This is a genomic window from Actinomyces timonensis DSM 23838 (assembly GCF_000295095.1).
Taxonomy (GTDB): domain Bacteria; phylum Actinomycetota; class Actinomycetes; order Actinomycetales; family Actinomycetaceae; genus Actinomyces; species Actinomyces timonensis.
On the sequence record NZ_JH806633.1, the window covers coordinates 535,400 to 548,242 of the forward strand.

Consider the following 12,843-nt stretch of genomic DNA (forward strand, 5'->3'; position numbering starts at 1 on the left):
CACCAGCCATGGCAGACCCCTCGACGTACCGCCCCGCCACAGGCGAGATCCCCACGTCGCCCGGCGTCTACCGCTTCCTCGACCCCGAGGGCCGCGTCATCTACGTCGGCAAGGCCAAGAACCTCCGCGCGCGCCTGAGCAACTACTTCCAGGATCTCGCCGCCCTCCACCCCCGCACTCAGAAGATGGTCACCACCGCCTGCGCCGTCGAGTGGACCGTCGTGGCCACCGAGGTGGAGTCCCTCGCCCTGGAGTACTCCTGGATCAAGGAGTTCAACCCGCGCTTCAACGTCATGTACAAGGACGACAAGTCCTACCCCTACCTCATGATCTCGCTCGGCGAGGAGTTCCCCCGCGCCCAGGTGGTGCGCGGCGCACGCAAGCGCGGAGCCCGCTACTTCGGCCCCTACGTCCAGGCCTGGTCCATCCGCGACACCCTCGACCAGCTCCTGCGCGTCTTCCCCGTCCGCTCCTGCTCCGCCGGCGTCTTCCAACGCGCCAAGGCCTCCGGCCGCCCCTGCCTCCTGGGCTACATCGACAAATGCTCAGCCCCCTGCGTCGGCCGCATCTCCGCCCCCGACCACCGCGCCCTCGCCGAGGACCTCTGCTCCTTCCTCGCCGGCCGCACCGGCCCGTACCTGCGCGAGGTCGAGTCCCAGATGCGCGCCGCCGCCGGCGCCCTCGACTTCGAGAAGGCCGCCCGCCTGCGCGACGACGCCGCCGCCCTGCGCAAGGTCATCGAGCGCAACGCCGTCGTCCTGCCCGACGCCACCGACGCCGACGTCTTCGGCCTCGTGCGCGACGAGCTCACCGCCGCTGTCCAGGTGTTCCACGTGCGCGGCGGGCGCATCCGCGGCCAGCGCGGCTGGGTCATCGACACCCCCGACGACGCCACCGACGCCGACCTCATCGAGCGCCTCATCCAGCAGGTCTACGCCGACCTCCCCGACCCCGGCGACGACGGCGCCCCCACCTCCGGGCCGACCACCTCCGTCGGCGTCGGCGGCCGCGCCATCGCCTCCCCGGCCCCGCGCGCCCCGCGGGAGGGCGAGGCTGCCCCCCGGCGAGCCGAGGCCGCCGCCACCAGCGTTGACGACGTCGCCCACACCGCCACCACCGCCGTTCCCCGGGAAGTGCTCGTCCCCGTCCTTCCCGACGATGCCCCCGCAGTGCGCGCCTGGCTCGCCGGACTGCGCGGCGCCGCCGTCGACCTGCGCGTCCCCGCCCGTGGCGACAAGGCCGCCCTCATGGAGACCGTCCGCAAGAACGCCGAGGAGGCCCTGCGCCTCCACAAGACACGGCGCGCCGGCGACCTCACCCAGCGCTCGGCCGCCCTCGACGAGCTCGCCGAGGCCCTCGACATGCCCGAGGCGCCCCTGCGCATCGAGTGCTACGACATCTCCCACACCCAGGGCACCCACCAGGTCGGCTCCATGGTGGTCTTCGAGGACGGCGCCCCCCGCAAATCCGACTACCGCCGTTTCATCATCCGCGGCGAGGACGGCTCCGGCGCCGCCGACGACACCGCCGCCATGAGCGAGGTCCTCACCCGTCGCTTCAAGCGCCTCCTCGCCGAGCAGGGCCAGGGGACGGCCGAGCTATCCGCCGAGGAGACCGCCGAGCAGATCGAGGACGCCGAGGGCGTGGCCGTCGCCTCCGGCCCCATCGACCCCGAGACCGGCCGGGCCAAGCGCTTCTCCTACGCGCCCGGCCTCGTCGTCGTCGACGGCGGACTGCCGCAGGTCGGTGCCGCCCGCGCCGTCCTCGACGAGCTCGGTATCGACACGCCCATCGTCGGACTGGCCAAGCGCCTGGAGGAGATCTGGGTCCCCGGCGACGAGTTCCCCGTCATCCTGCCGCGCACTTCGCCCGCCCTCTACCTCCTCCAGCACCTGCGCGACGAGTCCCACCGCTTCGCCATCACACACCACCGCGCCAAGCGCTCCGCCGGCATGACCCGCTCCGTGCTCGACGACGTCCCCGGCCTCGGGCCGGCCCGTCAGGCCGCGCTGCTCAAGGCCTTCGGGTCGGTCAAGCGCATCCGTGCCGCGAGCGTCGAGCAGATCAGTGAGGTCAAGGGCATCGGCCCGGCGCTCGCCGCCACTATCCACGAGCGCCTCGGTGGCGCGAAGCCCGCGAAGCCGGAGGAATGACGCCGGAGGAGTGACGCCGGGGGAGCGGGGCTCAGACTCCCTCAGGCCCCCAGGCCCCCAGGCCCCTCAGACGAGGCCCAGCCGCTCCAACGCCCGCGCCAGGCCGTCCTCCTCCACATCCGAGGTGACCAGGTCCGCCGCCGCCTTGACGCCGTCGGAGCCATTGCCCATGGCCACCCCGGTGCCGCAGTAGCGCAGCATGTCGATATCCACGTCCGCGTCACCGAAGGCCACCGCCTGCTCGCGTCCCGCGCCCAGGTGCGCGAGCAGGGCCTCGATCGCCTCGACCTTCGTGGAGGTCACCGGCGCCAGGTCCCCGAACAGCGCCTCATGGCCGCGCCCGCCCCAGGTCCCGGCGAGCAGGGTCGGGAACGCGGCGCGCGCCGCCTCCATATCGGCGATGGGGTCGGCCAGGACGAAGCTGATCTTGTTGATGTCCCCGCGCACGAGGTCCTCGGTGAGGATCACATCCGGGAAGACGTCCGTGACGGTCAGGCGGGTGGCGTCGGCGCCCTTGCCCGCCATGTAGGTGCGCAGCGCTGGGAGCGCCCGCTCGACGAAATCCGGCGGGGCGTAGAGCCCCGAGTTCGCCTCCAGGTAGAAGGTGAGGCCGCGCTCGCGCAGGAAGCCGACCACCTGCCCGCACTGCTCGGCGCTCAGGTGGCTGTGGAGGACCACCTCGCCATCGTCCTCCACGTATCCGCCGTTGCCGCCGATCATGCCGTGCAGGCCCAGGCTCCACAGCGGCGGCGGCATCTCCGCCCGGGATCGGCCCGTGCAGGCATAGAGGCGGTGGCCAGCCGCCCGCGCGCGGCGCAGCGCCTGCGCCGCGGAGGCCGGGACCGTGTTCTCGTAGGTGACGAGCGTGCCGTCGACGTCGATCAGGAGGATCCTGGTCGTGGCGGGGATGCCCATGCTTCCCTCCTCCGTAGGTGTGACGTGCAGCATACGATGGTGGTCTTGTTGTGCCAAGGGCGTTCCGCGTACCGTCATCCGTGGGCAATCGCCCACCAGGATTGTGACCCACCCGGGGCAAGACCTGAGACGCCTCACGCCGTGCTGCGTGAGAGGCGCCTCGGGTCTTTTTTATTTCCCCGGAGCGGATCGCGGGAAGGCAAGGAGGCTCTTCGTGGCAAAAGTCGACTACGCGGCAATGGCGCCGGATCTACTTCAGCGGATCGGGGGAGAGGCGAATATCTCCGCGCTCTCCCACTGCGCCACCCGTATGCGATTCGTCCTCAAGGACGAGTCCAAGGCGGATTCCGCCGCCATCAAGGACATGGCCGGCGTCGTCACAGTGGTGCAGACCGGGGGCCAGTACCAGGTGGTCATCGGCAACGACGTCCCGCTGCTCTTCGCCGAGATGCAGGCCCTCCTGCCAGGCCTCGGCTCGGAGAAGGGCGAGGGCGAAAAGGGCGGGGCGGCGTCGCGCAACCCGTTGGACGCCTTCATCGCCCTCGTCTCCGCGATCTTCTTACCGGTGCTGTGGACCCTGGCGGGAACCGGCCTCTTCAAGGCCTTCCTCGCCATGTTCGCCACCTTCAACTGGATCGACAAGGCCTCGGACACCTACACGGTCCTCAACGCCGCCGCCGACGCCTTCATGAATTTCCTCCCGCTCGTCCTCGCGGTGACGGCGGCACGGCATTTCAAGGCCAACCAATTCACCGCCATGGCGATCGCCGGGGCCCTCGTCTACCCCTCGATCATCGCGATGAACGACGGCGGCTCCCACAGCTTCCTCGGCATTCCGCTGGTCATCATGAGCTACACGTCCTCGGTGCTGCCCATCATCGTGGCTGTGTGGGTGCAGAGCTATATCGAGCGGGTCTGCAACCGGGTCTTTCCCAGCGCCTTCCGCAACTTCATGACCCCCTGGATCACCGTGCTCATCATGGTGCCCCTCACCCTGCTGACGATCGGCCCGCTCACCACCACCGTCGCCGACGGCATCGCCTCGGGCGTCCAGTGGCTGTTCGTCCACGTCCCCCTGCTCGGCGGCATCGTCATCGGCGGATTCTGGCAGGTCTTCGTCATGTTCGGCCTCCACTGGGGGCTCGTGCCCATCATGACCCAGGAGATCACCACCAACGGCTACTCCCTCATCTACGGGCCCATCGAGGCCGCCGTCCTCGCGCAGGCCGCCGCCGGCCTGGCCGTCATGCTCCGCAGCCGCGACGCCAAGGTCCGCGAGCTCGCCGGCCCCGCCTCGCTGTCCGGCTTCCTCGCCGGCGTGACCGAGCCGATCATCTACGGCATCAACCTGCCCCGGAAGCTCCCCTTCTACTTCGGCATCCTCGGAGGCGCCGTCGGCGGGGCCATCGGGGCGCTCGCCGGTGGGCGCGTCTCCCAGGCCGGGGTCTTCCCCTCGCTCATCGGGCTCCCGGCCTACCTCGAGACCCCGCACTTCGTCGTGTGGCTCATCGGCGTCATCGTCGGCGTCATCATCGCCTTCACCCTCACCTTCATGTTCGGCGTGAAGGACGACGCCGTCGCCGCGGGGGAGCAGGCGGGCAGTGCCGCCGGGGCCGCAAAGGCGGCAGGGGCAGCTGGCGCGGGCAGCTCGACCGCCGTCGCCGACGCCGAGCCCACCACCGCGCTCGTCGCCCCCGTCGACGGCCGCGCCCTCCCGCTCGAGCGGGTCAAGGACCCGGTCTTCTCCTCCGGCGCGCTGGGCAACGGCGTCGGGATCGTCCCGAGCGCCGGCGGCCTTGCCGCACCGGCCGCCGGAACGATCATCACCGCCATGGAGACCGGGCACGCCTTCGGCATCAAGGCGGACGACGGCGTCGAGATCCTCATCCACGTGGGCATCGACACCGTCAACCTCAAGGGCGCCGGCTTCACCCCGCGCGTCGCCGTCGGGGACCGCGTGAGCATCGGGGACCCGCTCGTCGACGTCGACCTCGCCGCGGTGCGCGACGCCGGATACGACACCACGACGATCGTCGTCGTCACCAACACGGCCAGCCTGGGCGCCGTCGTCCCGATCATCGACGGCGAGGTGCGCGCGGGTGAGACCATCGTCGAGATCGACCACTGAGAGGCCCCGGCGAGCAACTATCCATCAACGATCAAGGAGATAAAGAATGACTGGAACAACCGCTTTCACACCCCGCTTCCCCGAGGGATTCCTCTGGGGTGGCGCCACCGCCGCCAACCAGGTCGAGGGCGCCTACGACGTCGACGGCAAGGGGCTGTCCATCCAGGACGTCATGCCCCACGGCATCGTCGCCCCCCGCACTGAGAAGCCGACCCCCGACAACCTCAAGCTCGAGGCCATCGACTTCTACCACCGCTACGCCGAGGACATCGCGCTCTTCGCCGAGATGGGCTTCAAGGTCTACCGCTTCTCCATCGCCTGGTCGCGGATCTTCCCGCGCGGCGACGAGGCCGAGCCCAACGAGGCCGGCCTGGCCTTCTACGACCGCGTGCTCGACGAGCTCGAGAAGCACGGCATCGAGCCACTCGTCACCCTCAGCCACTACGAGACCCCGCTGCACCTCGCCGAGGCCTACGACGGATGGACCGACCGGCGCCTCATCGGCTTCTACGAGCGCTACGCGCGCACGGTGATCGAGCGCTACGGGCACCGCGTCAAGTACTGGCTGACCTTCAACGAGATCAACTCCGTGCTCCACGCCCCGCTCCTGTCCGGCGGCATCAACACGCCCAAGGAGCAGCTGGCGCCCAAGGACCTCTACCAGGCGATCCACCACGAGCTCGTCGCCTCAGCCAGCGCCACGAGGATCGCCCACGAGATCAACCCGGACATCAAGGTCGGCTGCATGGTCATCGGCGTGCCGATCTACCCGCTCACCCCGGACCCGCGCGACGTGCTCGCCTGCCTCCAGGCCGACCACGCCAACCTCGCCTTCTCCGACGTCCACGTGCGCGGCGAGTACCCCGGCTACCTCCTGCGGACCCTCGCGGAGAAGGACATCGAGCTCGACATCGCTGACGGCGACCTGGCCACCCTCAAGGAGCACACGGTCGACTTCGTGTCCTTCTCCTACTACATGTCCGTGTGCGACACCGGCACCCAGGCGGTCGACCAGGGGCCGGGCAACATCATGGGCGGCGTGCCCAACCCGACCCTGCCCGCCTCCGAGTGGGGGTGGCAGATCGACCCGGTGGGCCTGCGCATCATCCTCAACCAGTTCTGGGACCGGTGGGGCAAGCCGCTGTTCGTCGTCGAGAACGGGCTCGGGGCCAAGGACGTGCTCATTGAGGGGCCCGACGGGCCGACCGTCGAGGACGACTACCGCATCGCCTACATGAACGACCACCTCGTGCAGGTGGCCGAGGCGATCGCCGACGGCGTCGACGTCATGGGCTACACCTCGTGGGGCTGCATCGACTGCGTCTCGGCCTCCACCGCGCAGATGTCGAAGCGCTACGGCTTCATCTACGTCGATCGCGACGACGACGGCGAGGGGAGTCTGGCGCGCTACCGGAAGAAGTCCTTCGGCTGGTACAAGGAGCTCATCGCCTCCAACGGCGCGACCCTCCAGGCCACCAGCGACTGACCCCGGCGCCCCGCCTATTCATCGCTCCCTCCTATGAGCGAGACCGGGCGAACAGCACCGCGAGATTCGGAATTCCCGCGTGGTTTCGCATCTCGCGGTGCTGTTCGCCCGGTCTCGGCGTGCTGATCGCCCGGTCTCGATGGGAGGGAGGGGGAAGGGTCTTGAGGTGTGGTGTGGCACACTCGGGGAGTGAGAATCCTGCGGGTCTTCAACAACAACGTCGTTCTGGCCCGTGATGCCCTGGGGCGGGAGGTCGTCGCCACGGGCCGCGGCCTCGCCTTCGGGCGCAAGGCCGGGCAGGACCTCGACGAATCGCTCATCGCCCGCCGCTACGTCACCGCGCAGGACGCGGGCCTCGTCGGCCAGATGCTCTCCGAGATCCCACTGGGCCGCATCGCCCTCATCGAGGAGATCTTCACCCAGGCGGTCAAGGACCTCGGCGCTACCATCACCTCCGCCGGCCTCATCGCCGTCGTCGATCACGTCCACCAGGCCCTCGAGCGCGCCCGCCGCGGAGAGCGCATGGACTACCCCCTGCGCGCCGAGGTCGCCCACCTCCACCCCGAGGAGCTGCGCCTGGCCGAGCGGATGGTGGCCGACCTTAACTCCTCCCAAGCGATCCGGCTGCCTGAGGGGGAGGCCTTCGCCCTGGCCCTCCACCTCTTCGCCGCGGCCACCGGGGCGGCCTCCATCCAGGACGCCTCGGCGCAGTCCCGGATCGTGGCCCAGGCGATCGAGCTCATCGACGACGCCGTGCCGGGCGGGATTGACCGTGATTCCATCCACGCCGCCCGCTTCGCCACGCATCTGCGCTACTTCCTCGCCCGCGCCCGCAGCGGCGCGCAGATCGACGACGGAACCGCCGGGCTCATCGCGGAGCCCCTGAGGCGGCGCTATCCCGCGGCCTTCCGGCTCGCCGAGGACGTTGCCTCCCTCCTGGCCGAGCGGATCGGCGTCACGATCCGAGCGGACGAGACCAGCTATCTCGCGATCCACATCGCCCGGCTCCTCGATTCGAGTATCGACGGGAAGCGGTAACCTGCTGGCTCTGCCGGAGCGAGCGCCACTGGCTGCCCGCCCCGCTCAACATGCTCGTAGACCCTGACAGAAGGACACATGATGAAGCTCTCCGCACGCAATCAGCTCAAGGGCACGGTTGTCGCAATCGAGAAGGGCGCCGTGAACGGCGTCGTCAAGATCGAGATCGCCCCGGGCATGGTCGTCACCTCGTCGATCACCAATGCGGCGATCGATGAGCTCGGCCTGGCCGTCGGCGCGGAGGCATACGCCGTCGTCAAGGCCTCCTCGGTGATGGTGGCCGTCGACTGACCGTTGCCAGAGGCCGGGGCGTGGCGGTCCGCGCGCCCCGGCCTGTGGAAAACCGGCCGGTTTCGTTCCTGATTTCGCCCGGTCTCGATGGGAGAGTGGGGGCTGGGGCTAGAGGAGGACGCGGATGGACTGGGCGGCGCGGGCGGCCCGCTGCCTCGCCTCCTCGACGCTCACGCCCTCCGCTACCGCCACCCCGAGACGGCGGCCCTCATGCGCCTCCGGCTTGCCGAAGAGCCGCGCCTCCGCGCCCGGAACGGCCAGCGCCTCGGCGACGCCGTCGAATCGCGCGCCCTGGCCCGGAGCCGACGCGCCCGGGGACTTGATGACCGCCGAGGCGCCCGGCGAGCGCAGGGCCGTGTCCACCGGCAGGCCCAGGAGCGCGCGGGCGTGCAGCTCGAACTCGGACAGCCGCTGGCTCGCCATCGTCACCATGCCCGTGTCATGCGGGCGCGGCGAGACCTCTGAGAACAGCACCTCCTGGCCGCAGATGAACAGCTCCACCCCGAACACGCCCCAGCCGCCAAGGGCCTCGGTGATCCGCCCGGCCACCTCGCGGGCGCGCTCGAGCGCCGCTGCTGGCAGCGCCTGCGGCTGCCAGGAGTCGACGTAGTCGCCGCCCGCCTGGCGGTGGCCGATCGGCTCGCAGAACGAGGTGACGGTGGCGCCCGTGAGCGCGTCACGCGAGCGCACCGTGAGCAGGGTGATCTCGGTGTCGAAGCGCACGAGGCCCTCCACGATCACCCGGCCCCGATCCACCCGGCCGTCCTCGGCCGCGTGCCGCCAGGCGGCGTCGAGCTCATCGAACGAGCGCACCACGGACTGCCCGTGCCCCGAGGAGGACATGACCGGCTTGACGACGCAGGGCAGCCCGACCTCCTCGGCCCCGGCGCGCAGCTCGGCGGGCGAGGAGGCGAAGACATAGGGGCTCGTGGGCAGGCCCAGCTCCTCCGCGGCCAGGCGCCGGATGCCCTCGCGGTCCATCGTCAGGCGGGCGGCGCGCGCCGTCGGCACCACCCGGACACCCTCGGCCTCCACGGCCTCGAGCGCGTCCGTCGCCAGCGCCTCGATCTCCGGGACGACGACCTGCGCCCCGCAGGAGCGGATCGCCGCGGCCAGCTCGCGCGCGTCGGACATATCGACGGTCAGCGCGCTGTGCGCCACCTGCTGGGCGGGGGCGCCGTCGTAGCGGTCGATGGCGATGACCTCTACGCCCAGGCGCGCCAGCGCGATCGCCACCTCCTTGCCGAGCTCGCCCGAGCCGAGGAGCGCCACACGGGTCGCCCCGGTGGTCCACGGGGTGCCGAGCGGCAAGAGCGGCAAGAGCGGCATGAGCGGCACGGTTGGGCCAGCCCCGTCCGTGCGCGAGCCGGCATCGACGACGGCGGAGGCACCGGAGGCGCCGGGAGTCGCGGAGGCGGGGGAGGGGAGGGAACGACCACTGGTGCGGCTGGAAGCGGCGGCGCTGGTGCTCATGCGCGTGACTCCTGTGTGGTGGGGCCGGGAACCGCGAGCGCGCCCTGGCGGCGCAGTGCGGGGAAAGACCGAGAAGATGTCGCGGGGCTCCCCGGAGTCCGAACCCGGTGAGCAGGAGCAGGCTACAGGCCCGCCCGTCATGCGATGCTTGACCCATGGAGAACCATCGCACGACGCGGCCCCGGTCCTCCGGCCGCGAGGACGAGGCCGACGACCGGGCCACCGGGCTCCGCCAGGACACGGTGCCCATCGAGATCCCCCGGATCGACGAGGCGGCGCCGCCCGTGGCACCGGCCACGAGCCCCCAGATGATCATCGTCACCGGCATGTCCGGGGCAGGCCGCTCCCGCGCCGCCAACGCCCTGGAGGACCTCGACTGGTACGTCGTCGACAACCTCCCGCCCCAGCTGCTGCCGGCCCTGGCGGGCATGATGACCACCGTCGGCGCGGGCGTCCATCAGCTGGCCGCCGTCGTCGATGTGCGCAGCCGGGAGTTCTTCTCCCACTTCATGCGCTACCTCGCCGAGGTCCGCGAGAGCGGGACCAACGTGCGCGTCCTCTTCCTCGACGCCTCCGACGCCGTCCTCGTGCGGCGCTTCGAGTCGTCCCGCCGCCCTCACCCGCTGCAGGGCACCTCGTCCATCCTCGACGGCATCGAGCACGAGCGCACGCTGCTGGGCGGGCTCAAGGGCACCGCTGACATGGTCATCGACACCACCGACCTGTCCGTCCACGACCTCGCCCGCCGCGTGCGCGACCTCGTGGCCACCGAGTCCGACCTCGCCCTGCGCGTCAACGTCATGAGCTTCGGCTTCAAGTACGGCCTGCCCGTCGACGCCGACCAGGTCCTCGACGTCCGCTTCATCCCCAACCCGTACTGGGTCTCCGAGCTCCGCCACCTGACGGGGCGGGACGCTCCCGTGGCCGAGTACGTCTTCCGCCAGCCCGGCGCCGCCGCCTTCGTCGACGGCTACGCCGACCTGCTCGCGCCGGCGCTGCCGCACTACGTCGACGAGCTCAAGCCGAACGTCACGATCGCCGTGGGCTGCACTGGCGGCAAGCACCGCTCCGTGGCCTCCGCCGAGCGCATCTCGGCGCGCCTGCGCTCGCGCGGGTTCCGCGTCAACACCCAGCACCGCGACCTCGGACGGGAGTGAGCCATGCCGACCACCATCGACTCCGGGGGATGGCCCCGGCGCGGGGAGGAGGGCCCCGCTGTCGTCGCCCTGGGCGGCGGCCACGGCCTGTCCGCCACCCTGCGGGCTCTGCGGCATGTGACGAGCCGGCTCACGGCGGTGGTCACCGTCGCCGACGACGGCGGCTCCTCGGGCCGTCTGCGCAAGGAGTTCGACTGCCTGCCCCCGGGCGACCTGCGCATGGCCCTGGCCTCGCTCTGCGACGAGTCGGAATGGGGCCTCACCTGGCGCGACGTCCTCCAGCACCGTTTCTCGGGCGAAGGGGAGCTGGACAACCACGCCCTGGGCAACCTCCTCATCCTGGCGCTGTGGCAGCTGCTCGGCGACGAGGTCGAGGGCCTGAGCTGGGTGGGGCGCCTGCTGGGCATCCACGGCCGGGTCGTCCCGATGAGCGCCTCCCCGCTGGTCATCGAGGCGGACATCGTCAACGGCGAGGAGCGCGCGCGTGTGAGCGGCCAGGTGGCCGTGGCCAAGACGCGCGGCCGGCTCGAGAACGTCGCCGTCGTCCCCGAGGACGCGCAGGCCCACCCCGAGGCCATCCACGCCATCGAGGAGGCCGAGTGGGTGGTCCTGGGCCCCGGCTCCTGGTACACCTCCGTCCTGCCCCACGTCATCCTTCCCTCCCTGCGCGAGGCGCTGGTGACCACCCGCGCCCGGCGGGCCGTCGTCCTCAACCTGACCGCGCAGAGCGGGGAGACCGATGGCATGACCTCGGCCGATCTCCTGAGGGTCCTGCGCGAGCACGCCCCCGAGCTGCGCCTCGACGTGGTCCTCGCCGACCCCTCCACCGTCGAGGACCTCGACGATCTCGAGGAGGTCGCGGGCGCTATGGGCGCAACCGTGATCCTCCGGCAGGTGCGCACCGGGGACTCCATGTGCAACCATGACCCCTTGCGGCTGGCCGCCGCCTTCCGGGACGCCTTCGACGGCGTGGTGGGCGATGTCGGCATCGGCGGCGCGCCGGGGGAGTGACCCGGGGCGCGGCCCAGCCCCTCAGCCAGGCACGAGCGAGGAGAGCGGAAGGTATGTCGCTGACCGTCACCGTCAAGGACGAGTTGGCGCGCGTGAGCGCGGAGAGCACCGCGCAGCGCCGCGCCCAGGTGGCATCGATGCTGAGATTCGCCGGAGGGCTCCACATCGTCTCGGGGCGCATCGTCGTCGAGGCCGAGCTCGACCACGGCGGGGCGGTGCGCCGCCTCCACCACGACCTCAAGGAGCTCTTCGGCATGGAGCCCGAGGTCATGGTCGTCCAGGGTGGATCCCTGCACCGCGGCACCCGGTACGTGCTGCGCGTGAACGAGCGCGGCAAGGAGCTCGCGCGCCTCATCGGGCTCGTCGACGGGCGCGGCCGCCCCGTGCGCGGCATGCCCGTCGCCGTCGTCCACGGCGTGCGGACCTCAGCCGCCGCGGCCTGGCGGGGCGCCTTCCTCGCCCGCGGCTCGCTGACCGAGCCGGGCCGCTCCTCCTCCCTGGAGGTCACCTGCCCGGGCTCCGAGGCCGCCCTGGCGCTCGTGGGCGCCGCCCGCCGGTTCGACGTGGCCGCCAAGGCCCGCGAGGTGCGCGGCACCGACCGCGTTGTCGTGCGCGACGGCGAGGCCATCGGCGTCCTGCTGGACCGGATGGGCGCCAAGGAGGCCTTCACGACCTGGGGCGAGCGGCGCAGCCGCCGCGAGTCCCGCGGCACCGCCAACCGCCTGGCCAACTTCGACGACGCCAACCTGCGCCGCTCCGCCCGGGCCGCCGTCGCCTCGGGGGCGCGCGTGGAGCGGGCCTTCGAAATCCTGGGCGACGACGTCCCGGCCCATCTCATCGAGGCCGGCCGCCTGCGCATCGCCAACAAGCAGGCCAGCCTCGAGGAGCTCGGCCAGCTCTCCGACCCGCAGCTGACCAAGGACGCCGTCGCCGGGCGCATCCGCCGCCTGCTCGCCATGGCGGACAAGCGCGCCCACGACCTGGGCATCCCCGACACGGAGTCTGTCCTCACCCCGGACATGCTCGATCTGTAGCCGCCCGGGGCGGGGAGCCGGCCGCTCGGAAGGCCGTTACCAAAGGCGCCGCTTGGGACGTCAGTCCCCCTGCCGCGGGTATCACGAGCCGATCACGCCAGCTGCGTGGAGGCGTTCGCCGAGGGCGTGGATTTGAGTCGCGCCTCACCGTGCTGTG

The 12,843-nt window shown here is 71.3% G+C and carries 10 protein-coding genes; 8 read left to right on the forward strand and 2 right to left on the reverse strand.

The genetic code is table 11. From position 1 onward, the window contains the following. Positions 1–8: 8 nt before the first annotated feature. Complete coding sequence (gene uvrC, locus A1QA_RS0108830) at positions 9–2,153, forward strand: excinuclease ABC subunit UvrC (RefSeq protein ID WP_017178547.1); 2,145 nt, start codon at positions 9–11, stop codon at positions 2,151–2,153. A gap of 66 nt (positions 2,154–2,219) precedes the next feature. Here uvrC and A1QA_RS0108835 read toward each other — a convergent pair whose 3' ends face one another. After that, positions 2,220–3,068 (reverse strand): Cof-type HAD-IIB family hydrolase, encoded by an 849-nt coding sequence (locus tag A1QA_RS0108835; RefSeq protein ID WP_017178548.1) that lies wholly within the window; start codon positions 3,066–3,068, stop codon positions 2,220–2,222. Between the two features lie 214 nt (positions 3,069–3,282). Here A1QA_RS0108835 and A1QA_RS0108840 point away from each other — a divergent pair, with 214 nt between their 5' ends. From A1QA_RS0108840 to A1QA_RS0108855, 4 genes are all read left to right on the forward strand, one after another. Then, the gene (locus A1QA_RS0108840; RefSeq protein ID WP_026048827.1) at positions 3,283–5,196 is read left to right on the forward strand and encodes a beta-glucoside-specific PTS transporter subunit IIABC; all 1,914 of its coding nucleotides are present in this window, start codon (positions 3,283–3,285) and stop codon (positions 5,194–5,196) included. Positions 5,197–5,242: 46 nt separating this feature from the next. After that, positions 5,243–6,682: a glycoside hydrolase family 1 protein gene (locus A1QA_RS0108845; protein ID WP_017178550.1), complete on the forward strand. Its 1,440-nt coding sequence runs from the start codon at positions 5,243–5,245 to the stop codon at positions 6,680–6,682. A gap of 189 nt (positions 6,683–6,871) precedes the next feature. Next, positions 6,872–7,720: a PRD domain-containing protein gene (locus A1QA_RS0108850; protein ID WP_017178551.1), complete on the forward strand. Its 849-nt coding sequence runs from the start codon at positions 6,872–6,874 to the stop codon at positions 7,718–7,720. Between the two features lie 81 nt (positions 7,721–7,801). After that, on the forward strand, positions 7,802–8,011 hold the full coding sequence (locus A1QA_RS0108855; RefSeq protein ID WP_026048828.1) for a TOBE domain-containing protein: 210 nt from the start codon (positions 7,802–7,804) through the stop codon (positions 8,009–8,011). Positions 8,012–8,119: 108 nt separating this feature from the next. Here the strand turns inward: A1QA_RS0108855 and purT are convergent, their stop codons facing one another. Further along, positions 8,120–9,340: a formate-dependent phosphoribosylglycinamide formyltransferase gene (purT, locus tag A1QA_RS0108860; protein ID WP_043508502.1), complete on the reverse strand. Its 1,221-nt coding sequence runs from the start codon at positions 9,338–9,340 to the stop codon at positions 8,120–8,122. 299 nt (positions 9,341–9,639) lie between these two features. Between purT and rapZ the strand changes: the two genes are divergently transcribed. The 3 genes from rapZ to whiA are packed head-to-tail and all read left to right on the forward strand — an operon-like array spanning position 9,640 to position 12,686. Further along, positions 9,640–10,641, forward strand: a complete 1,002-nt coding sequence (rapZ, locus tag A1QA_RS0108865; protein ID WP_017178554.1) for an RNase adapter RapZ — start codon at positions 9,640–9,642, stop codon at positions 10,639–10,641. A 3-nt stretch (positions 10,642–10,644) separates the two neighbouring features. Next, complete coding sequence (locus A1QA_RS0108870; RefSeq protein ID WP_017178555.1) at positions 10,645–11,652, forward strand: gluconeogenesis factor YvcK family protein; 1,008 nt, start codon at positions 10,645–10,647, stop codon at positions 11,650–11,652. A 53-nt stretch (positions 11,653–11,705) separates the two neighbouring features. After that, a complete protein-coding gene (gene whiA / locus A1QA_RS0108875; protein WP_017178556.1) occupies positions 11,706–12,686 on the forward strand; it encodes a DNA-binding protein WhiA in 981 nt (326 codons plus the stop codon). Positions 12,687–12,843 lie beyond the last annotated feature (157 nt).

Bases quoted from the DNA above. Each gene is read 5' to 3' on its own strand.
- uvrC (WP_017178547.1), top strand. From the start codon at position 9: ATGGCAGACCCCTCGACGTACCGCCCCGCCACAGGCGAGATCCCCACG.
- whiA (WP_017178556.1), top strand. From the start codon at position 11,706: ATGTCGCTGACCGTCACCGTCAAGGACGAGTTGGCGCGCGTGAGCGCG.
- A1QA_RS0108835 (WP_017178548.1), bottom strand. From the start codon at position 3,068: ATGGGCATCCCCGCCACGACCAGGATCCTCCTGATCGACGTCGACGGC.
- purT (WP_043508502.1), bottom strand. From the start codon at position 9,340: ATGCCGCTCTTGCCGCTCTTGCCGCTCGGCACCCCGTGGACCACCGGG.
- A1QA_RS0108845 (WP_017178550.1), top strand. From the start codon at position 5,243: ATGACTGGAACAACCGCTTTCACACCCCGCTTCCCCGAGGGATTCCTC.
- A1QA_RS0108855 (WP_026048828.1), top strand. From the start codon at position 7,802: ATGAAGCTCTCCGCACGCAATCAGCTCAAGGGCACGGTTGTCGCAATC.
- A1QA_RS0108870 (WP_017178555.1), top strand. From the start codon at position 10,645: ATGCCGACCACCATCGACTCCGGGGGATGGCCCCGGCGCGGGGAGGAG.
- rapZ (WP_017178554.1), top strand. From the start codon at position 9,640: ATGGAGAACCATCGCACGACGCGGCCCCGGTCCTCCGGCCGCGAGGAC.